Origin of the sequence: Flavobacterium soyae, from assembly GCF_045348165.1 — a bacterium.
GTDB lineage: Bacteria > Bacteroidota > Bacteroidia > Flavobacteriales > Flavobacteriaceae > Flavobacterium > Flavobacterium soyae.
This window is the reverse complement of the sequence record NZ_CP150845.1, coordinates 2,206,585-2,227,080: the sequence shown is the minus strand read 5'-3', so window position 1 is coordinate 2,227,080 and position 20,496 is coordinate 2,206,585. Positions and strand designations below refer to the sequence as shown.

Below are 20,496 nucleotides of genomic sequence, written 5' to 3'. Positions count from 1 at the left end.
GGAATTCGGCTTTAAAGATGATTTTCCGATTTTTTGACCGATTTTTAGGCAAGAACGGATTGTCTTTACCCTGCAAGTGCCATCTTTTGTAAATTATGGGCAATAGAAAGCAATCCGATTTCTACCTCGGCCTTGTTTTGTCCTCGAAGCATAAATCGTTTAAATCCTTTATTGTGCTTGATCTGGGCAAATACGGGTTCTACATCATGACACCTTTGCTTTCTGAGCTGTTCTCCCCGTTTTGTTTTAAGTAAATCAAATGCCTTTTGCCTTATTTGAGCCAATTCAGGATTGTTTTGCGAGGCGGTCACCTGTTTGGTTTTGCAGTCTCTGTCAAAATAATTGTACTTAACAAAGGCTTTTATTTTTCTGGCTTTTAACAAGTTGTAGTTTTCCTGCGAACCATAGCCAGCATCGGCAACTAACTCTTTGGGAACTTTTTTGTATGATTTTTCAAAACTATCAATATGCGGGCTAAGCGTTTTTGTGTCAGTAGGATTCGGATGCAGGCTGTAGTGCAGAATGAACTGCTTATTGGTACTGATCTGCAGATTGTAAGCCGGTTTTAACTGGCCGTTTAGCATATGGTCCTCTTTCATGCGCATAAAAGTGGCATCGGTATCGGTCTTGGAGAACGAGTTTCTGTTTTGAAGAATTTCTTCTTGCTGTTTGTACTTTTCAAGGTTCTTTGGCCAGTTCTTTTTGGCATAATTGAGCTTCTGGCGTACTTTCGAAGGAACTTTTTTCTCTTTCAAAACTGCATTGATCGTGTTGATTGCAGCTTCTACTTTTTCTTTATCAATAGCCCTAAAATCAACAGATTCTGTATTTTTGAGTTCTTCTTTGGCTACACTCTGTGCATAATTCCAAAGTTCTTCCAGCTGTTGTTCAATACGTTCTTTACTCTTTTTAATAGCCTTCCCCCATACAAAAGTGTAGCGGTTGGCATTGGCTTCAATCTTTGTGCCGTCAACAAAGGCAGTCTTAAGGCTTACGATGCCCTCCCTTTCTAGCAAAAGAACAATTTGGGTAAAAATTTCTTTAATCTGCCCATTTAGACGTTGACTTCTAAAACGATTGATCGTATTGTGATCCGGCTGGCTCATACCGCTGAGCCACATAAAATGGATATTTTCTTTAAGGGCCTGTTCAAGTTTTCGGCTTGAATAAATATTGCACAAATAACCATAGACCAACACTTTCAAAAGCATTTTAGGATGGTAGCTTGAAGTGCCTCCTGGTTTGTAATTGCGCATTAAACTTGTTAAATCTAAACCATCAACGATGCCAGAGACTACTCTTACAGGGTGCTTACTATCAATCAGCTCCGATAAATTCGGAGGAAAAAGCACATTTTGGTTGGGAATGTAATCTTTAAAGACTACTTTTGAAGCTATACACACACCGCAATTTAATCAAATTGCAAGAATTAGGAAAGCGAAAGCTTTCCTTTTTTTATGCCACAAAAAAAGCTGCCTCACTTTTGAGACAGCCTCTTTTTGTTTTATACTTTTTTGCAAAACTGCAATTACCATGATTTAGATTACAGGTGCGAAGTCAGGAGACATTCGCACAGCATTCCAATGAGAACTCTTCGAGGAGCAGGCTATAAGGCTGGCATTCCTGCAGAAAAAACAAGCACAATTACATAAGTTTAAAACGCAAAAAACCTCGCCAACTGGCGAGGTTTCTTTATATTCTTTATAGATTCTCTTTATCGGTGCGAATGTCTCTGACTTCGCACAGCCTTTCCATTAGAACTCTTCGAAGAGCTGGAGTGGGAAATACTATAAATAGTTGATTTATTGCAAATGTTGCATGAAGATAATTAATCATCAACACATCTGATACACACTACTATTAATGTAATTCCTTTGCGTCGCTACAAGGCTTTAAACTAGATGAACTAAAATCAAATTTTTGCAACGATTTGAAAACACACATAAAATCAACCCCGATTAGCAGATCATTAAGTTCGGTCAAAATTTTTTTGATTTTCTTAGGCTTAGATCCAGTTGCACTAATATCTTTAAGCATAAGAAACAAATCATTGCTATTAAATCCCTTTATTCTATAACTATTATTATTTTCTACATTATAACCCAAAATATACTCTTGACAGGACGTCATATGTAAACTTATATCTGTTCTGATATCTAAACTTTTAATCGAATTTTTTCCTAATATAAACTTATAAAAAACAATATTTGGTCCATAACCGTTTAAAGAATCTATATTTATATCAATAATGTCTGAATTATAAATTCTTTCATCAGTCTTAATATCTTTATTAACAAGAATGCCTTCTTCCAAGAACCTTAATATAAAAATATTTTTTATAAAGTCCTCTTTTTGAGAATAGATGTTTAGCGATGATGCCAAACAAATCAATATTATAATTTTTTTCATACTTAGTTAAATTTCTATTTTTTAGTCGTAAGGGTTTTTATTCTGTCATAATTTTCTTGCCAATCCATTGCTGTTTTTGACTGAAATGTATTTCTATTCGTAGGATCTTGACAATTATGAGTATTTGTATCTACCATTGTTTCAGCAGGAGTCGAATAATCTCCTTTCATAGACTCTGTTGGCTGAACAATTTCCCACGTCCCACTAAAATCATTGTCTGCACCACTTGAGTTCACTCCAGAATCTCTATATTGTTGCTTTGAACTCTCATCAACGGCTTGCCAATTTTTATACGAAACGTAAGTTCCATCAATATTAAAAATTGTTACCTTTTTAATTTCTTTATCTATTGGTTCTAGATATTCTGAATTTTCAAATTGTACACCACAAAATAATTCTTTATTGTTCGATTCCCATTTCTTATCATTACCACTCCCATACGCCATAAACGCAAAAATCCCTACCACCACTAATGTTAATATGGTTTTAATCATTCTTTTCATTGTACTTTACTTTTTAAAATTTTAATTAATACTAAATTCATAATTAACGATGTTACTACATCCATAATGTCAAACGTACCATTGATTATCTCGAATAACTGCATCGCCTCCAAAACTAAAACCATAACAAACGGGAGCATCAATAATATTTTATTCTGAATAAAAAAATCTTTCCAAACTAGAAACAGCATGGCTGAAAAGGAATAAACCCATAAACCATCTGGCAACGAATTAAGAAACCATTCAGGCAAATATCTTTTTAAAGGATATACGATTAACCTAATATCATTTGTAATGCCTAAAACACCAATTTTGTCGAGCCAAAAAAAAAGCCGCAGTGTTTTACTCCTAAAGAAGACGTAAATAAATCCCTCTATGGTAATAGCCATAAATACATTAATCCAAAAAAACCTGCTATTATTAAATATCAATTACCAATATATAAATTCTGGAAGCTCTGTATAATCTTTGCTGTCAATCTTAACAGAATTATTTTCTGAAATATTTTGGATGCATTTTCCATCAAGTCTGCTTTCAGTACTCTTGTCATTTCATCAAATTGCTCTTTTTTAAAGCTAATGTTTTCCATATTGTTCAATTTTAAATTAGGTACAAATATATAAAATCTCCTTATAAAGAGTGGTATTATTTAGAGTTACTCAATTTAAAGACATTTAATTGATTTGCTCTATAAAAAGAGTAGTAAGATGGCTTTAAAAAAAAGTGATAATATTAAGGGAAAAACAGAAAATGACGAATCTCTATATCTCAAAAAAATTGGTGCTAGATTAAGACATTTCAGAAAAAAAGCTGGTTATACGAATTCAGAATATTTTGCATACGAAAACAATATCAGTAGACCTCAATATGGAAAATATGAAGCTGGTGCAAATATTCAGTTAAATACACTTATTAAGATTCTCAAAGCAATGAATGTTACATTAGAAGAATTCTTTACTGGTTTCAATGAATATTAGAAGGCGTATAATAATTAACATTAGTTAAAAAACAAATGAGGCTGTCTCAAAAGTGAGGCAGCTTTTTTTGTGGCATAAAAAAAGGAAAGCTTTCGCTTTCCTAATTCTTGCAATTTGATTAAATTGCGGTGTGTGTATAGCTTCAAAAGTAGTCTTTAAAGATTACATTCCCAACCAAAATGTGCTTTTTCCTCCGAATTTATCGGAGCTGATTGATAGTAAGCACCCTGTAAGAGTAGTCTCTGGCATCGTTGATGGTTTAGATTTAACAAGTTTAATGCGCAATTACAAACCAGGAGGCACTTCAAGCTACCATCCTAAAATGCTTTTGAAAGTGTTGGTCTATGGTTATTTGTGCAATATTTATTCAAGCCGAAAACTTGAACAGGCCCTTAAAGAAAATATCCATTTTATGTGGCTCAGCGGTATGAGCCAGCCGGATCACAATACGATCAATCGTTTTAGAAGTCAACGTCTAAATGGGCAGATTAAAGAAATTTTTACCCAAATTGTTCTTTTGCTAGAAAGGGAGGGCATCGTAAGCCTTAAGACTGCCTTTGTTGACGGCACAAAGATTGAAGCCAATGCCAACCGCTACACTTTTGTATGGGGGAAGGCTATTAAAAAGAGTAAAGAACGTATTGAACAACAGCTGGAAGAACTTTGGAATTATGCACAGAGTGTAGCCAAAGAAGAACTCAAAAATACAGAATCTGTTGATTTTAGGGCTATTGATAAAGAAAAAGTAGAAGCTGCAATCAACACGATCAATGCAGTTTTGAAAGAGAAAAAAGTTCCTTCGAAAGTACGCCAGAAGCTCAATTATGCCAAAAAGAACTGGCCAAAGAACCTTGAAAAGTACAAACAGCAAGAAGAAATTCTTCAAAACAGAAACTCGTTCTCCAAGACCGATACCGATGCCACTTTTATGCGCATGAAAGAGGACCATATGCTAAACGGCCAGTTAAAACCGGCTTACAATCTGCAGATCAGTACCAATAAGCAGTTCATTCTGCACTACAGCCTGCATCCGAATCCTACTGACACAAAAACGCTTAGCCCGCATATTGATAGTTTTGAAAAATCATACAAAAAAGTTCCCAAAGAGTTAGTTGCCGATGCTGGCTATGGTTCGCAGGAAAACTACAACTTATTAAAAGCCAGAAAAATAAAAGCCTTTGTTAAGTACAATTATTTTGACAGAGACTGCAAAACCAAACAGGTGACCGCCTCGCAAAACAATCCTGAACTGGCCAAAATAAGGCAAAAGGCATTTGATTTACTTAAAACAAAACGGGGAGAACAGCTCAGAAAGCAAAGGTGTCATGATGTAGAACCCGTATTTGCACAAATCAAACACAACAAAGGTTTTAAACGATTTATGCTTCGAGGACAAAACAAGGCCGAGGTAGAAATCGGATTGCTTTCTATTGCCCATAATTTACAAAAGATGGCACTTGCAGGGTAAAGACAATCCGTTCTTGCCTAAAAATCGGTCAAAAAATCGGAAAATCATCTTTAAAGCCGAATTCCGAAAAACCGAATTAATTTTTTATAGCTATCTTAATTTTTTATAAACGAAAAGAAGCTGTCCTTTTGAGACAACCTCTTCGTTTTACTAAACTTACACAACAAAATTAGAGCAAATATTCATACACGTAATTCTCTTCTTGTAATTGATAGATTGAAAAATACATTCAAAATATAATTTGGCAGTAGCAAATAATTTTAATCACTATTCTATTTGTTCAAAAAAATTAATAAAGAAAAGTTCTTTTTTAATTAAATTAGAATCAATATTTTTTACTTGGTTATTAGCCGTAAATGTCATGACAATCTTATTTTCTTTCTTTACAAAAAATCTATATAGATAATTTTGAGATTTTTTACTACTACAATTTATTAATGATTTAATTTCATTACATTCCAAAAAAGCTTCTTGTAATTGCTTTGAATTTAATTTTACTTCGTGAATAGTTTTATTGTCTTCAATTATAAATACCTTGTCATCTTCGATAAAAATCCTTTTAAAGTTCTCCTTATATTCATATCCTGTTGTACTAGATACACGTATTATATCTAGTGTTTTATTAGATTTTGAATTAAAATCAGAAAAATTATTTAAAATAATTTGACTATTTCCACTGTATTCATTCTCGGATTCAATATTAACTTTTTTACAAATATCGTTTCGAGATTGTTTTTGCGTGGAGCATCCGATAAAAATTATTGCAATAAATAATATCTTACTTCTTTTTATAATAGTCATAACTTTCATTTTTAACGTTGATAGTTTTATTTTTAACTCCAGCCTTACCAGAAAAAGGACTGATATATTGTACTTCCAAAGTATATGTTTCTCGTAAAGGAACTGTAACTCCCCTTGAATTACTTACTTCTCCTCTTACAATGTTTTCAGTATGAGATGCGCTTCTCTCATTGACTTCTTTGTTTTGATTATTAGTGTCAAATGTTTTTTGAACTACATCATTAGGGTTATCCTTTATAGATACACTAGGCATTTCAATTGGAGAATCTACTCCGTTATCAATATCTACTCCATGACCGACTTCGTGAGCAACAACAAATTCATTTTCTGAACCTTTCTGACTCAAGTCAATATTCATATTTGTTCCATTTCCTCCATTTCGATTTATATCCCCTACAGTTTCCGTTACTGAACCACCACTTCTACTAAAAGTAATATTATGTACGTTTTTCGAATCTTTTAATTGATTAAAATTATCCCGATGGGTTTTTGAATCTTTCATGAGTTGTCGATTCTCTCTCTTAAATTCCCTTTTCATCTCTCGGAATTCTTTTCGAGTTTGTCCTTCTTGGCGCACATATTTAACCTCCATACCATTTGGGTCAAATAATTCAATTGGATTATTAAAAACATATGCATATGGATTAATTCCATAATATCTTTCTGCTAGTGGGTCAATGTTCATCCAGCGACCAAGTGCAGGGTCATAATTACGTGCCCCATAATCGTACATGTTAAGTCCTAGCTCGTCTTGCAATTCTTTTCCATTATACTTGAACTTATAAGGGTCTGCAAAATTTTTCTATACAACGAATGCCCTCCTGCAAAAAATCTCTATATAAAGAACGTCATTTATAAAATAAATTTTATTCAATTATCTTTTAAGAAATTATGAAACTTTATATATCACAACAAAAGCAAGACCTTCTATGTTCCAATAAACAACTTACTTTCGTATTTTATTGTTAGAATCATATATATCTCTTAAAAAAAACTGTTGATGCTCTGAAGCCATCTTATTACAAAATTCAGATGCTATTTTAGTTTGATTGTGTTCAAATAAAAATAAAACTAAATCCGTAATATGCTTTTGATTAATATTGTCAATATAATTTTTGAAACTCATTGCATTAATTATTTCTGCAATTAACTTCGCATTTAAAATTGGATTACCTTTAACTCTTAAAACAACAAGCGTTTCTAAAAATTGATGGGTAAAATGACCTTTATCAATATTCCCGCACGATTTTAAGATGAGTTCCTTATATTTTTCGTTGAGTTCTGGAATAAATACTATCCATTTAGATAATAAACCTAAATTTTTTTGTTCTTCGCTTTTTAACGTATTTTCATACTTAACACTTAACAGCTCCCAGAGATTTAGTACACTAGTCTGAAATTTAAATTTTTCTAATTCCGATAAACTTTTTTGATAGTCTTTTTGTTGCCATACAAATGTAATTAAAGAACTTACCATATCATCTGAACAAATTTTTAAAAATTTCAAAAGTAAACTTTCACTTGATAAAGTTTCAAATTCCCAAAAATAAAATGTTGCAAGATGCCTGATTAAACCATTGTTACGTACACTTAATAGTTTTTCATTATTTTCTATAGCTCTTTCATAATGTGGATGGAAAATCCCATACAATTCTTCATTAAAAGGTGGATTCCCAAATAAAACACCTCCCATAAAAGCTAGCCATTTATCTTCATCTAATTTATAATGATCTTGGACTTGATTTATTATCCAGCTTTTATTTAAAAAATAAAACTGTTCGAAGTACAAGCCTTGCAGAATATAAACTTCAATAAATCCTCTATCTGACATGCTTTCAAATATAGATTGTACATCTGCTTCCCATTTATTATCCTCTCCCTTAGGAAGATTTCTAGCCCTACGCAGTGAATATTCTATAAGTGCCTTTAATGATTTTCCTGCAAGAGAATTAAATAAGTAACTGACGTAATCCCTATTTTTTATTTGCGAATCATTGACTACATCTATTCTTTTAATAACATTTATGATAATATCTTTAACAATTGAAATTAAGTAGGTATCGAAAGCATGATTATCATTTTTTAATCCTTCAGTAAGAAAATGTGAAATAGCCCCTAGAACCAAATCAAAACTATAGTCTGACGAGAAATTCTCATTTTTCTTCTCTTGCATGTGTGACTCTTCATTTTTAGTAATAAATAAAAAATATTGAAGAGTTTTTTCTAAATCATACGTATTTCTTTGTTTCCAAGCATCTTCAAGTCCATCTATAATACTATAAATGTAGATGTTCTCAATTTTAAAATACGAATGTATTTCTTGCACGAATTTTTCAGGATTTTCCCTAACTGCAACTTTTAAAGTATCAGATAATCCTCTTATACTTGGACTTTTCCATCCTTTATCAGGTTGAAATGTTTTAATATAATCTACAATTTCAAAATTAGTCATTCTCATCAAATCTTCTTTCGAAAGAGGAGAAACTGAACCACTGCTTATTTTTACTTCTCCAAGTGTTTCATAGTGTTCACTTGTTATATTCAAAGCTTTTGAAAGTTCCAAATATTTTTTATCAAAGAAACTTATATCTTTTAATGCTGAATACCAATTGAGTTGCCAATATTCTTTCTGCTTTTCATTTTCATTTGTTCCTTCATCACCTCCTCTTTCAATTATTTCCTTAAATATTAATTTCTCCTCTGATGTAAATAAATGTTGATTTGTTCGTAATAAGTCAAATAGCTCCTTTTGATATTCATGACGTGAAAAAAAATGAAAAATATCATCATTTTTATTTAATAATTTCCAAAATAGAGGCTTAAGTACATTCCAGTTTTCGCAAATTACATATAGTGCTATTCTATTATAAAAAACAATGTTATATTTTTTATCCTTAGAAAAATGCTCTAATAAAATAATTGTATCATGGGGATCTATCTTTGCTTTCTCATTAAGTAAATCTCTAAAAATTATTCCAAAAACTGTAACTAATTTTTCTGAATTACTGTGTAAGCTATCCAGTTTTCGAATACTATCAAAACCAAAAGCAGAAGTTAAATCTGTGTTCAATGCAAATTTCAACCTTTCAAAAACATCTTCATTTTCATTTTGCGGATTATAAATAATATCACGGATTTTCAGTATTGTAATAATTTCTTTTTTTAATGAAATCTCATCTTTATCTTCCCAGTTATATATAACATCCGTATTATATTCATCTATACTTTCTAATCTTGTTTTGACCAAAAGATTTTCTCTATCAATAAAAATTGTAATGTCATAGTTTTTATCTCCATCAACAATTGAATAATTAATACCATTAGGATAATCTAATAATAGAAATTTCAAAGTTCTACCTAAATTTAAAATAAAATCGTTGGAACAATACTTAACAACTTTATATATAAGTTCATTTTTCTCAAACTTTTCAGCTAAAAAATACAAATATAATCTGGAGTAATAGCTTTCTCCTTCACCGTATATATTACTTTTAATCTGTTCGGTCTTCTCAACATGAAAAAGATGTTCAAGAATTATTTCGGCTTTTAGAATATCTTCATGAGTTGGCTCCTCATTCAAAAATTTAGGTAAAAGACTCTCGCATATCTCGGAAGTTTGGAGCATCGTATCAAAATTTCCGGAAAGCCAAACAGGAATAAAATTTAAAACTTCTACTGGTATTTTTTCATTAGGAATATTTACCAAGATTTTAATAAATCGATACCATGTCTTAAAATTATCTTTAGGATGTTCAGAGACATTTTTAATAACGGCAAGTAATTCGTCTATCTGGTCTAATTCTTTACCTTCATTAATTTGAACTGATAATTTTTCTAGGTATGTTAAGGAATCCCAATAGGGAATTTCAAATCCATTCGAAACTTGAACAGGATCAGGATTATTCTGAGGATCAAAAAAGCCTTCATTCTTTAAAAAATTAAACCAAATCATTATTCCCTATATTATTTAGAAAGTATTGTTTGTAACTTTCATGTCTATTTAATAAATTTTTAATTATTTCTTGCTCAAATGCAGTAGGTGCCTTTTTTAAAAGAATTAAATCTATATATCTTATATTTTCAAGATAATCTATATCTGGAGATGAAATAGAAGTTGAGCTTGTATTCTTTTTATTTTCTAGTAAAGCAGATTCTTGTTGTTCCTTTCTCTCCTTTAAATAACTTTGAAAGCTATAGTCTTTGAGCTCTTTACGTAAAATATTAAAAAGTTTTTTACCAAAATCTGCATTTTCTCCAAAATACTCATAAGTTAAATCTGCATTCTTAAATTCAGATTTTAAACCTTCATGCAATTCAAATCGGCGTCCGCTATCAATGCAAAAATCTCTATAATTTAATGTTGTAAAGATTGAATTTGTGTATTGTTTTTTTTTAAGATAATAAATGAGACTTAAGATATTTACAGTATCTCTATAACTGTCTTTAGAGTGATTTGGAACAATTGTTTGAAGATTTCTAATACCAGATTCTAATAGAATAGAATCATCATATGGTGCTTTTTCCGAATAAGATGACAATATAAGATCAATTCTTTCAATTCTTTTTTGTACATTTTTCTCAATCTCTTCAGAGTTGTAGGTAGATGCTAATTCAGAATTGTGTTTAAATAAAGTTATATCTTCTTTTTCTCTTTTTTGAAAGTATTTTACAATTTCTTTTTGATACTCAATCTTATGTCTATTCCATTCATCAATAATATTTGTTGGCACGATATGTTTTAAATAACCGTTTTCAATCCAGTAACAAAGCTCTTCAAGATAATTATCTTCTTTTTTAAAGTCTATACGAAGAAGTTGTAGCCATACACAAGTATCTAAAGTGATATTTAGCATTAAGTTATAATCTTTTTATTAAATAAACATTAACCATTTTGTTTTCGATATTGCTAATATAATACTATTTTTTACTTACAGTAAATTCATTCAAAAAAACTAAAAGGAAATAATTTCACAGAATGAATAATATATTCAAATCCTTATATAGTCTAGGTTATATATCTCCTATTGCATCATTTTCAAAACTTTCGATATAAGCTTCTAAATTATCCGAAACCTTTATAAAAACCTTATTCAAATATGGTGAAATAGTATCCATATTTAAATCACTTGCTAAGGGAAATCCGTGATAATTATGCAAATGATTTTTTATATCTTGTATTTCCACCTCATCAAGATTCAAAAATGGATTTTCGTTTCTATAATTACTCATAGGTGACAGATGGATAAAGGCACATCCTAGTTTATAAACAGACTTTGTCCAGCCAAATAATAAATTTGACAGCTCGACCATTTGTCTATCAGTAATTGCAGACCTTGAATTAGGCAAAGTCCATTTTACATTTTCTAATGTTTGCTCAACATAGTGTTCTCTTATCGAAAAATCAGGTTCTTCAATGAGAAAAATAACTCTGACCATTGAATCAAGTTCCTGTCTTAAGATTGAAATAGCTTGCCCATATAGTTCATTTTGGAGCATTAAAGTAATTGCTTTTTTATGCTCTAATGATCTTTCTCTTAGAATTGTACAGAATTTTATTTTATTTACCATTTATTCTATTTATCTAAATTTCTCTATTTTACAATTAATTAGTTTTTAAGAACATCTTTAAACTTCTCAAGTAATGAATCAACAGGAAATTTATAATTTATTAATCTGCTACTGATCGGAGAAATTTTTCTAGTCAGATTCTTATTTGCAATTATTTTTGCTTTTTCAAAATCTGTGTGGCTAACTTTTTTATTGGCACTCATACATTTTAAATGATCTTCAATAATATCTCTAAAATTTGAATCATTTTTTTCTAAATAAGGAGACCAGTATATTAATGTATCTATATCGATTAAGGTCAAATCCTTAATAAAATTTGGATTATATTTCTCTCCAAGTTTCTTTTTCACTAGCTGCAAATACCATTGGTTCAGCTTATAATTAACTCCCAATATTTCAAAAATTCTATCATGCACCAGTAATATAGGGTATATAGTAAAATTTTTATGCTTGTTTACATACGTATCATAATTAAAATTATTTTCTACAATTTGAACAATCGAGTTAACTAATTGACCAATTCCAATTGCTTTTTTATTAGTTTCTAAAAATTTTGATTTTAAAACTTGGTCAATTTGATTTACATCTCCTGAACTTTTAACCTTCCCAGCAACTAAGACATCTTTATTCTCAAAAAGGTAAATTCTTTTATTGTGTCTCACATAATAATCAGGTTCCTTATCTTGACCTGGTATACTTGTTTTTTTTATTAAGTAAGATTTATTAAATATTTTATCAAGAATTTTTTTCATTAAAAAGTCTTCCGAAAATTTTGTGTTATAAAACTCAAAAAATCTTCTATCTTCATCTTTCAATTCATGATGCCTGTTAAAAGAATTCTTCAGTATGAATTTTACACTTTTGAAAAATTTATCAATGACAAAAAAGTAATCTATTATAGAAAAAACATCTTCTTCTAATTTATAAAGAGGATGGTTTTTCAGATTAGTAAAATCATCAGCTTTACTAATTTCTGCCGATACTAATGAATTTAAAAAGGCCAGTGATTCCTTTTCAGAAACCTGAAATTTAAATCCATTTTCTAATTTCATACCCAGTAATTTCCCAAAAAGATATTTTATCTGTTTTGCTAGTTCTAAGGAATTTTGTTGAGCAAAATTTTGATATAGGTCATTCTCTAAATATTTATACTCTTCTTTTGATTGCAGAAACGCTTGAAGTACTTCAAACTTCACAATTGTACTGTACAATAATTTCCCAAACTCTAAATCCGTGTTCTCAAATATCCCTAGGTCTCCTGTAGAAAATGTCATAGCTATAGTCATGTCCACAAGCTTTTCAAGATCATCTTCTGAATTGATTGTTTTTTGTTTAGAATTCAGTTCTTTATTTATTACTAAAAAAGCCTTAAAAATATTCAGTTCATCTAGGTCTCGATCACTTTTATCATTTCCTTCAATTAATTGTTTTCTATTAGCTAAAATTATTTCTGCTAATATTAGACTGCCTTCTCGTGAAACAACTCTAGGTTTTTCACCCAGTCTATTCTCTCTACAATGTATTATTACTCTTTGGACAATCTCTTGATGAATCTCTTGGCTTGAAAAAAAATTATCAAAATTGGGCTGAGGAATTGTATTTGAAAAGCCAATAATATTTAAAAGAGAAAAAGATGATACTAATTTTAAATATTCTATTACATCTTTCTTTTCTTCATCAGGAAAAATGTGTTCAAATTCTAATCTAAGAACTGTATTAATCATAGCAGAAAATTTATTGGTAATAAATAAAATATAAAAATATGTGTTTTTTCTTTCAGCGAATATATATTATTTATTCTAACGTTATCCCTTAGGTTATGACAATCTATTTCTTTTTACTTTTATAGTAAGCAACAAGGGCATCACATACTTTGCCTATTGAAAATGCACTAGCAACTATTTTAAAACACTTAGCTGCAACGTAAGCTCTTTTTGGTGGCAAGCAGGCAAAAAGCACATTTAAAGCAAATACCAAACACGAAATAATTATTATAGCAGTCATAATCCCTGTATTTTTTGTTATTAAATTTTATCTATTATGGTTTCAAATTGAGCTATCTTTTTTATAACTTGATGGGACATAGAATTTTCTATATATCACTAAGACAATAGAGGCAGACAATTTGTTTCTGCTAAAGTATTTAACCACCTTAAAATAAAATAGGACACATAAATTTCAACAAACACAACTAGATAAATAACAACAAATGAGTGTTTTATATTTATATTTTATTTTTTCAACAAATTCTAGAAGAACCAAACCTACTTAAAAGACAGGATTTGCAAGGGGACAAATTCAGCAAAATTTATTTTGTCCCCTGCTAAATTTATTGTTTATGTATAAATTAAAAAAGCCCTCATGATAGAGGGCTTTAATATCTTTAACAACGAATTTATACTGCTTCTAATAAATTACGATAATCATATTTTTTATACACTTCAATATTTGCAGATTCTTCTTTTTTCAATTGAATCATTTCATTTTTTAATTCAACTCTAAACCATTGATCTGGTTTAGTATGTGAAAAAGTGCTGAGCTTTAATGCAAGCTGTGCATTTAATTTTCTTTCTCCTGATAGATACTTATGAAGATTGCTGTCTCGCATTTCAAAATGAGCTGCTAATGTTTTTTTAGAAAGGTTAAGCGCTTTCAAATACATCTTAACAAAATCAAGAATTTTCAAAATTTGCGTTTCATTCTCACTCTGAATATAATCTTCCAATTTAAACTGAATAGAAAGCAATTGATTCTTTAATATCTGTTCTTTGGACTGTGTGCCAGAATGTGCTTTAATAATTTCTTTTAAGTCAGCTTTTTTCTTGTCATTCCAAATATCACTAATTTGAATTTCTTTATTTTTCATATCCATTAATTTAAAAACTCTGTAATTAATTTTTCACCGCCCACAGGAGGAATAATCATTGTTGTCTCTCCGAATCTTAGAGCATAATATTTTGTTGAATAAACAGCCATGAGCTTTATCCGATCTTCCTGTTCTTCTTCTAAAACATCAAAAGCCAAATATCCTAGATAATCATCTTTACCGTATTTAAAACTCAGCCTGCAGGCAAATGCAATCAGACATCCCGCTACCTTTTCATATTTTCTGCTGTCTCCTCTATTATGCGGAGCCACTTCAACAAAAGCCATGTAAGGTTCAATCTTGCTTTTCATTTCAAAAATCAGACACCCTTCAATTATATCTGGAGTTTCTTCACTCACTAAAATATAAGTTTCATGACCTGTTTCTTTTGAATGCTTTTTAAAGTTGAATCTCCATCCATCAGTTATGGAAGGCAGATTAACTTTAACTGATTTTGCATCTAAAATCTCAGCATTTACTAAATCATCTGTTTCAATTTTCAGTATTTTTACATTCATTATCTGAAATTATTCGTTAGACAAATGTACAAATAAATTATACATTTTGTATAATTTATTTACACTTTAAGATTAGTTTAATATCAATTTTCATTGCTTTAAATATTTGGAAAATATCGATTAATCAGCTCTCTCTGATGCGAGCTGTTCACTTTGATATATTTCTCAGTGGTTCCTGGCCACTTATGCCCAGCCAATTCCTGAACTCTTTCCAATGGAATGTTTTTTTCATTAAGCCAATTGCAGATTACGCTCATTCTGATGGTCTGCGGATTTAGTTTTCTGTCAGGAAATAATGCTCTTAAAGGCTCTATCATGGCGTGAATGCTGTTCACTACAATAGGCTGTCCAAGCTTTGTCAATATGAATTTATCACTGCTCCCGCGAAGTAAAGCAGGACGTGTTTCATTTATATAATTGTGAAACAGTATCATCTGCTTAGGCACAAGTTCCAGCGTTCTTTTATTGAGATTCGCAGAGCCTTTAATGTAAACTGTACCGTTATCAAGATCAATATCCTTTAGAGCCAGCCTTGCTATTTCATCGCTGGAAAGCCCCTGATAGATTAAAAGGGAAATCAGAACATTGTTTCTTATATCAAGATGTTTATAGCGGTTCTCCCGTTCTATTAAAAGCTGAAGTTCGGCTGAGTTAAACAGATCCTGCACCTGAATGGTCTGGTTGCCCTTTATCTTGATGTTAAGCTTTCTGCATGGGTGGTCATTTCGATAACCGCACATTACCAGATAGTCATAATATTTTTTAATGGCTGAGAGTATTCTGATTCGGTACTGCACGTTAGACTGCTTCTGGCTGACTTTATCCATATGCTTGACTATGTCTTTGTACTGGTATCTTTTAGCCTTTGGATTGGTCTTTAAAAAGTGATTGATTGTATAAAGATAGCTCTGCGCTGTCTTCTCAGCTACAATCCCTCTGAGGTAATTTTCCAGATCAGGTTTCTTGTTTTCCATTGTTTCGTTTTTAAAAGTTTACCACTGGTTTTCTTTTTTTGTTCTGAATCGCATAAATGTAGGTGGTATTGATCTGGGTATGTCCCAGAAAACTGCGTATAAAGTCAATTCCTGCGTTATTCTCAGCCAGGTGAAAGGCAATGCTGTGGCGCAGGCAGTGAAGCGTGATTTCTTTCTGTACAAGCTCGAATTTTCCCGTCTGCTCAATCATCTTGTTTAAAATCTCATTGAGGTTTTCTCCAGTTGATCTTCTGCCTCTGCTGTTGATGAAAAAGGCTTCCTCATTCTGGTTTTTCCCAGTCAGCCGTTCAGGCCTTTCATCCCTGACATATTTTGACAGGTACTGCAGAACTGTATCACTCATTGGAACTTCACGTCTTTTGTTTCCTTTTCCCTGTCTGACAACCAGCATTCCTTTAATCAGGTTCACATCTTTCAGATCAAGGCTGGCAATCTCTGACCTTCTCAGTCCGCAACCATAGGCTATGGATAGCAGAGCTTTTTCCATTTCATTCTCAGCATGCTCATAGACCAGTCTGATTTCTTCAATCGTGAGAATGTTTCTCGGTTTCTGTGTTCCGCCTGTGATGGATGGGATGTAATAGGTATTCTGGATTTCTTTATTTTCAAGCAGATAAACCTGAAAAAGCCCCTGAACAAAAAGATGCAGTTTAATTGTCTTTTCAGCCAGAATGCCGTTTCCTCTTTTCTTTGGTCGTGAAGAAAGATAATCCAGATACTTCACGGATTCTTTAGAAGTCACATTCTGGATTCTGCTGATTCCTGCCTGTTCCAGCCAGATCAGAAATTCCGTTATGATGTTTTTATATAGATTTGACCGTCCCTGCTTGTAGTTCCTTACTTTGACAAATTCTCCGAATGCCACTGCGAGCTTTAGAAATTCCCTGCTCTGTATCGTTTTTTTCATTTGATCTTATATTTCTTAATGTTGATTTTTGCTGTTTATCTTCTGCTTAAAAAAAGTGTCCGCTTGCACACTCCGCGGAACGCGGAACACCAGTATCGTATTGCCAGTGTTTTCAATGCCTTTGGTGTTCCGCTGGCGTTCCGTGGTGTTCCACTTTTGAGTTTTACTTCCTTGATTTCTCTAAAATTCGTCAAGTTGTCTGTGCAGTTCTTTTCGGATTCTGCTTTTAAGCTTTTCCATATCATCCCAGTAGGAGATTATAAATTTAAATCCCCTGTTGAATGAGCCTCCAACAGGCTTGATGTATTCAAGCTCCTGAAGCAGGTTCATATAGCGGAAAGCTGATGTTTTGCTGATATTCAGCCCTTGTCTGATCTCTCTTGCCGTGAACTTTTTTGATGTTCCTTCTTTCTGCTTTTTTATAAAATCTTTCAGGTGCTCAAAAAACTGTCGGGTGCTTTTATCAAGCTCGTCCACTTTGATGATGATCGAACTGAAGAAAACATCTACGGCTGATTTTATATCTGCTTTATCGGCAATCAGCCTTCCTTTAAAATCTGTTTTTCTCTGGTACTGGTGGAGAATTGTGATCTGGCAGACAAAGTTCTGGAACTGCGAGTTCAGTCTTCTGAGCATTCTGGCTTCCAGCGGAAGGCTCAGCTTATCGGCAAAGGGATTTACGACCTCATAGGATTTAAGCACGCGCATCACGTTTCTTAAAAACTGTTTTGCCTGTTCTTCCTTGTCGCTGTCTGCCTGTCCTGCTGTTTTCAGGTTCTGTTTTTTGATAATTCTCAGTGTCTGCTGTTGGCTTTCATCCACTCCCAAAATCACCGAACGGCTCATATTGTCGTAATACACCTCAGCTTTTGTGGTTGTGGTAAGGCTGGCAAAGTGCGCTTGAACCTGCTTAATTCTGCCTCTGTTGTTTCCGAATATGTCTTTTACAACAGTGGAGCTGGTCAGGAACTTGGCAGACTGCATTTCCCTGAAGGCATACTGCGCCTCTTCATCAAGCCCGTCAAAATCCTGAATGATAATCAGCTTGTTGATCAGTTCCTTATCCCTGTAGTGATAGAGCGATTTGCTTGTAATTCGTGTCATATTCATCACATCCTCCTGAGGCATGCATCCTGCAATGCCGTTTATCAGGTGGCTTTTTCCCTCTCCGCTTGATCCCTGAACAAGCCCGTGCATCAGGTAGGGCATTTTATAGCTGGATGCGAGGATGAAAAGTACGATCCTGTTTTCTTCTTCGCCCACAATGCCGTTCTGTTCCAGAAGCCTGTCTATATTTTCCAGCAGTTTGGGTTTTGCGAGAAATGCGATAGCATTTTCCTGCGCCAGAGGCGTAAGCTCTTTTTCGGCAAAACGTTCCGCAATCGGGTTTATTTCAGCCTCGAAAAGCGATTCCCTGTGCTGTTCCAGAAGATCGGTTAGCGTTACCAGATCCTTTTCAAGGCTGTCATAATCAAAACCCTGCTTTTCGGATAAGTCCGTGCACTGGCTCTGAATACCAGCAAAGTCGAACAGGTCGATTTTAAGCCTGTGCTTTCTGTTGGTATTGTATTCCACAATCTGAAGCGAAATCCTCAGATTTCCCAAATCCATCGGCAGGTTTCCCAGAACAAAGAAAGTCCCCGAAAGGCCTTTGTAGCTGATTTTGTAGCCGTTTACAATCTGCAGTCCTTCGCCTGCTTTTTCCGTTTTTGCGCTTTTTAAAAGATTCGATATCCCTTCCGCTCCATAATTGACCCACATGTCATTCAGACTGTGCCCCTCGGGAAGTTCCACTATTGAAAGGGGAACATCTGGTCTTGCCTCCTGCATTTGTAATCTGATCTTCTCCATTTTCTCACCGCTTAAAGATTACTATTGATTCCAGTTCATTCAATGATTTGATAATTTCAATATGCTCATCGAGCAGTTCCCCGTCATGAAGCGCAATGACCGCTTCCCTCTGATCCAGTATTCTGCTCTGCATCAGGCTGGCGCAGTCAATAACAGTCGGTGCCAGATAGAGCTTTCTGGTAAGCGGATGAGGATATGCAGGATAGATTCCTTTCTGGTTTAAATATTCCTCCTTGGGACTGTCCAGATCAAAACGGAGCGCAAAATAGTTCACAATCTCGTTCTCTCTGTCCAGCAGGGGAAATATAAGCCCGTAGCGCCCGAAGACGGTATAGGCTGTCAGAGAATCATCCCGCACTCCTGCATCACTCTTGGTTATTACTCCAAGCTCCTCAAACCTTTTTTTAGATTTAAGGGTCTTGCGGTGGTGGAACTGTCCCGAATTAAAGCCTATTCTCAGGTCTGAATATTCCAGTCCGATGCTTTTCAGGTACGCTTTGGGCTTTAAGGCCTTTGCGCTTCTGATGCCAGTCTCAAATGAACGGAAAAGTGATTCTAAACTTTCCATATGCTTTAATTTTTTAATTGATTTCTGCGCTGTTATAAGCACAGCGATGCCCTGCCTGAAATAATCTTTCAGGCGGAAGTGCGGTATGGGCGTTAATTTTAAAGGCCGTCTGTGACAGGGACAGCCATTTATGAGAATAGAAATCTATAAATAGATTTCTACTGCAAAGATAAACCAGATTTCAATGCGCATCCTGCCCAAAATTTGGGCAGGATCATGTAAAGATAATTGATATTATTTTCTTTTTCAAAGGTAAAATATACCTGTGAAAGCCGTAGAACGTAGTTTTTTATTCGGTAAAGATACTATGCTTTTTTCCCAATCTCATGGACATAATATGTCCATGAAAACGGTTCGGGCACTATTTGGAAAGCCAGTGTTCATTTATCTTCATTCCTCTTATCAAGCATTCTGTAGATTTCATCCAGAACTTCTATTTCTGCGCTTGGAATCAGCTGAAGGGCAAGCTCCAGAACAGAACCTATATAAATCTCCCTGTTATCCAGTTCATCCGAATAAACAACATTCAGGCACATTCTAATCAGATTCACTCCGAGACAAGTCATATCTGCGTAACCATAAAATCTTATCTCACGTATTGATTCCCCCTCTTTGTCCTGAGCAGGTTTGAGCAGTTTAAAATGATAGGATGCAAAATCTTTAAATTCTTCCAGTGTTTTTATTTTGTCAGTTTCCATAATATTAAATATTAAAACTTTATGTTGGCTATTCTGTTTCTTCTTTATTTTCTGAAAACAGATCCGTAATCTCATTTAAAAATTCAAGTTCGTCAACTGGAAATAACTGCAGTGCAATACCCAGTATAAGCCCAACATCAATGTATTGGTTTTGAATCGTAGGCGGAACTTCTGCGCTGTCCTGATCTAAAGCGATAATGCACAGCTTCATTAGGTTTCTGACAACAGAACCGAGTTCGCAATAGCCATAAACCCTGATTTTTGCATTATACATCTCTCTTTTATCCTCTGCTTTTTTCAGGGTATTAAGCAGTTTTCCGCTTAACCTCCTGATGTCTTCCAGTTTTTTGATTTTATCGGTTTCCAT

General features: G+C 33.1%; 19 protein-coding genes and 1 pseudogene. 2 read left to right on the top strand and 18 right to left on the bottom strand.

What is annotated here, in order from left to right:
* Positions 1–65: 65 nt before the first annotated feature.
* From AABD74_RS09645 to AABD74_RS09635, 3 genes are all read right to left on the bottom strand, one after another.
* Complete coding sequence (locus tag AABD74_RS09645) at positions 66–1,397, bottom strand: IS1182 family transposase (protein ID WP_406845617.1); 1,332 nt, start codon at positions 1,395–1,397, stop codon at positions 66–68.
* 463 nt (positions 1,398–1,860) lie between these two features.
* Positions 1,861–2,409, bottom strand: a complete 549-nt coding sequence (locus AABD74_RS09640) for a hypothetical protein (protein WP_406845390.1) — start codon at positions 2,407–2,409, stop codon at positions 1,861–1,863.
* 14 nt (positions 2,410–2,423) lie between these two features.
* Entirely contained in the window at positions 2,424–2,912 is a 489-nt protein-coding gene (locus AABD74_RS09635) for a hypothetical protein (RefSeq protein WP_406845389.1), read from the bottom strand.
* Positions 2,913–3,619: 707 nt separating this feature from the next.
* Here AABD74_RS09635 and AABD74_RS09630 point away from each other — a divergent pair.
* Together AABD74_RS09630 and AABD74_RS09625 are read left to right on the top strand one after the other, a co-directional pair.
* Positions 3,620–3,889 carry a helix-turn-helix domain-containing protein gene (locus AABD74_RS09630; protein WP_406845388.1) on the top strand — a complete coding sequence of 90 codons (270 nt, stop codon included), beginning with the start codon at positions 3,620–3,622 and terminating at the stop codon, positions 3,887–3,889.
* Between the two features lie 136 nt (positions 3,890–4,025).
* On the top strand, positions 4,026–5,357 hold the full coding sequence (locus tag AABD74_RS09625; protein WP_406845615.1) for an IS1182 family transposase: 1,332 nt from the start codon (positions 4,026–4,028) through the stop codon (positions 5,355–5,357).
* Positions 5,358–5,624: 267 nt separating this feature from the next.
* Here the strand turns inward: AABD74_RS09625 and AABD74_RS09620 are convergent, their stop codons facing one another.
* The 15 genes and pseudogenes from AABD74_RS09620 to AABD74_RS09550 all read right to left on the bottom strand — a co-directional run bounded on the left by AABD74_RS09620 (position 5,625) and on the right by AABD74_RS09550 (position 20,496).
* Positions 5,625–6,158, bottom strand: a complete 534-nt coding sequence (locus tag AABD74_RS09620) for a hypothetical protein (RefSeq protein ID WP_406845387.1) — start codon at positions 6,156–6,158, stop codon at positions 5,625–5,627.
* Positions 6,136–6,930: pseudogene (locus AABD74_RS09615) on the bottom strand (RHS repeat-associated core domain-containing protein); the annotation flags it as partial. The gene AABD74_RS09620 and the pseudogene AABD74_RS09615, both read right to left, overlap by 23 nt.
* 174 nt (positions 6,931–7,104) lie before the next feature.
* Positions 7,105–10,110, bottom strand: a complete 3,006-nt coding sequence (locus tag AABD74_RS09610; protein ID WP_406845386.1) for a hypothetical protein — start codon at positions 10,108–10,110, stop codon at positions 7,105–7,107.
* Positions 10,097–11,011 carry a PIN domain-containing protein gene (locus AABD74_RS09605; RefSeq protein WP_406845385.1) on the bottom strand — a complete coding sequence of 305 codons (915 nt, stop codon included), beginning with the start codon at positions 11,009–11,011 and terminating at the stop codon, positions 10,097–10,099. The genes AABD74_RS09610 and AABD74_RS09605 overlap by 14 nt, the downstream gene beginning before the upstream one ends.
* A gap of 157 nt (positions 11,012–11,168) precedes the next feature.
* On the bottom strand, positions 11,169–11,726 hold the full coding sequence (locus AABD74_RS09600) for a hypothetical protein (protein WP_406845384.1): 558 nt from the start codon (positions 11,724–11,726) through the stop codon (positions 11,169–11,171).
* A 38-nt stretch (positions 11,727–11,764) separates the two neighbouring features.
* A complete protein-coding gene (locus tag AABD74_RS09595) occupies positions 11,765–13,450 on the bottom strand; it encodes a hypothetical protein (protein ID WP_406845383.1) in 1,686 nt (561 codons plus the stop codon).
* A 103-nt stretch (positions 13,451–13,553) separates the two neighbouring features.
* Complete coding sequence (locus AABD74_RS09590) at positions 13,554–13,730, bottom strand: hypothetical protein (RefSeq protein ID WP_406845382.1); 177 nt, start codon at positions 13,728–13,730, stop codon at positions 13,554–13,556.
* A gap of 391 nt (positions 13,731–14,121) precedes the next feature.
* Positions 14,122–14,592 (bottom strand): transcriptional regulator, encoded by a 471-nt coding sequence (locus tag AABD74_RS09585; protein ID WP_406845381.1) that lies wholly within the window; start codon positions 14,590–14,592, stop codon positions 14,122–14,124.
* 5 nt (positions 14,593–14,597) lie between these two features.
* Complete coding sequence (locus AABD74_RS09580) at positions 14,598–15,110, bottom strand: hypothetical protein (RefSeq protein ID WP_406845380.1); 513 nt, start codon at positions 15,108–15,110, stop codon at positions 14,598–14,600.
* Between the two features lie 98 nt (positions 15,111–15,208).
* Complete coding sequence (locus tag AABD74_RS09575) at positions 15,209–16,084, bottom strand: tyrosine-type recombinase/integrase (protein WP_406845379.1); 876 nt, start codon at positions 16,082–16,084, stop codon at positions 15,209–15,211.
* Positions 16,085–16,094: 10 nt separating this feature from the next.
* Complete coding sequence (locus AABD74_RS09570; RefSeq protein ID WP_406845378.1) at positions 16,095–17,012, bottom strand: tyrosine-type recombinase/integrase; 918 nt, start codon at positions 17,010–17,012, stop codon at positions 16,095–16,097.
* A 180-nt stretch (positions 17,013–17,192) separates the two neighbouring features.
* Complete coding sequence (locus AABD74_RS09565; RefSeq protein ID WP_406845377.1) at positions 17,193–18,863, bottom strand: hypothetical protein; 1,671 nt, start codon at positions 18,861–18,863, stop codon at positions 17,193–17,195.
* Positions 18,864–18,867: 4 nt separating this feature from the next.
* Entirely contained in the window at positions 18,868–19,431 is a 564-nt protein-coding gene (locus AABD74_RS09560; protein WP_406845376.1) for a hypothetical protein, read from the bottom strand.
* A 380-nt stretch (positions 19,432–19,811) separates the two neighbouring features.
* Positions 19,812–20,129, bottom strand: coding sequence for a hypothetical protein (locus AABD74_RS09555; RefSeq protein WP_406845375.1), 318 nt, complete (start codon positions 20,127–20,129; stop codon positions 19,812–19,814).
* Positions 20,130–20,157: 28 nt separating this feature from the next.
* Positions 20,158–20,496: a hypothetical protein gene (locus tag AABD74_RS09550; RefSeq protein ID WP_406845374.1), complete on the bottom strand. Its 339-nt coding sequence runs from the start codon at positions 20,494–20,496 to the stop codon at positions 20,158–20,160.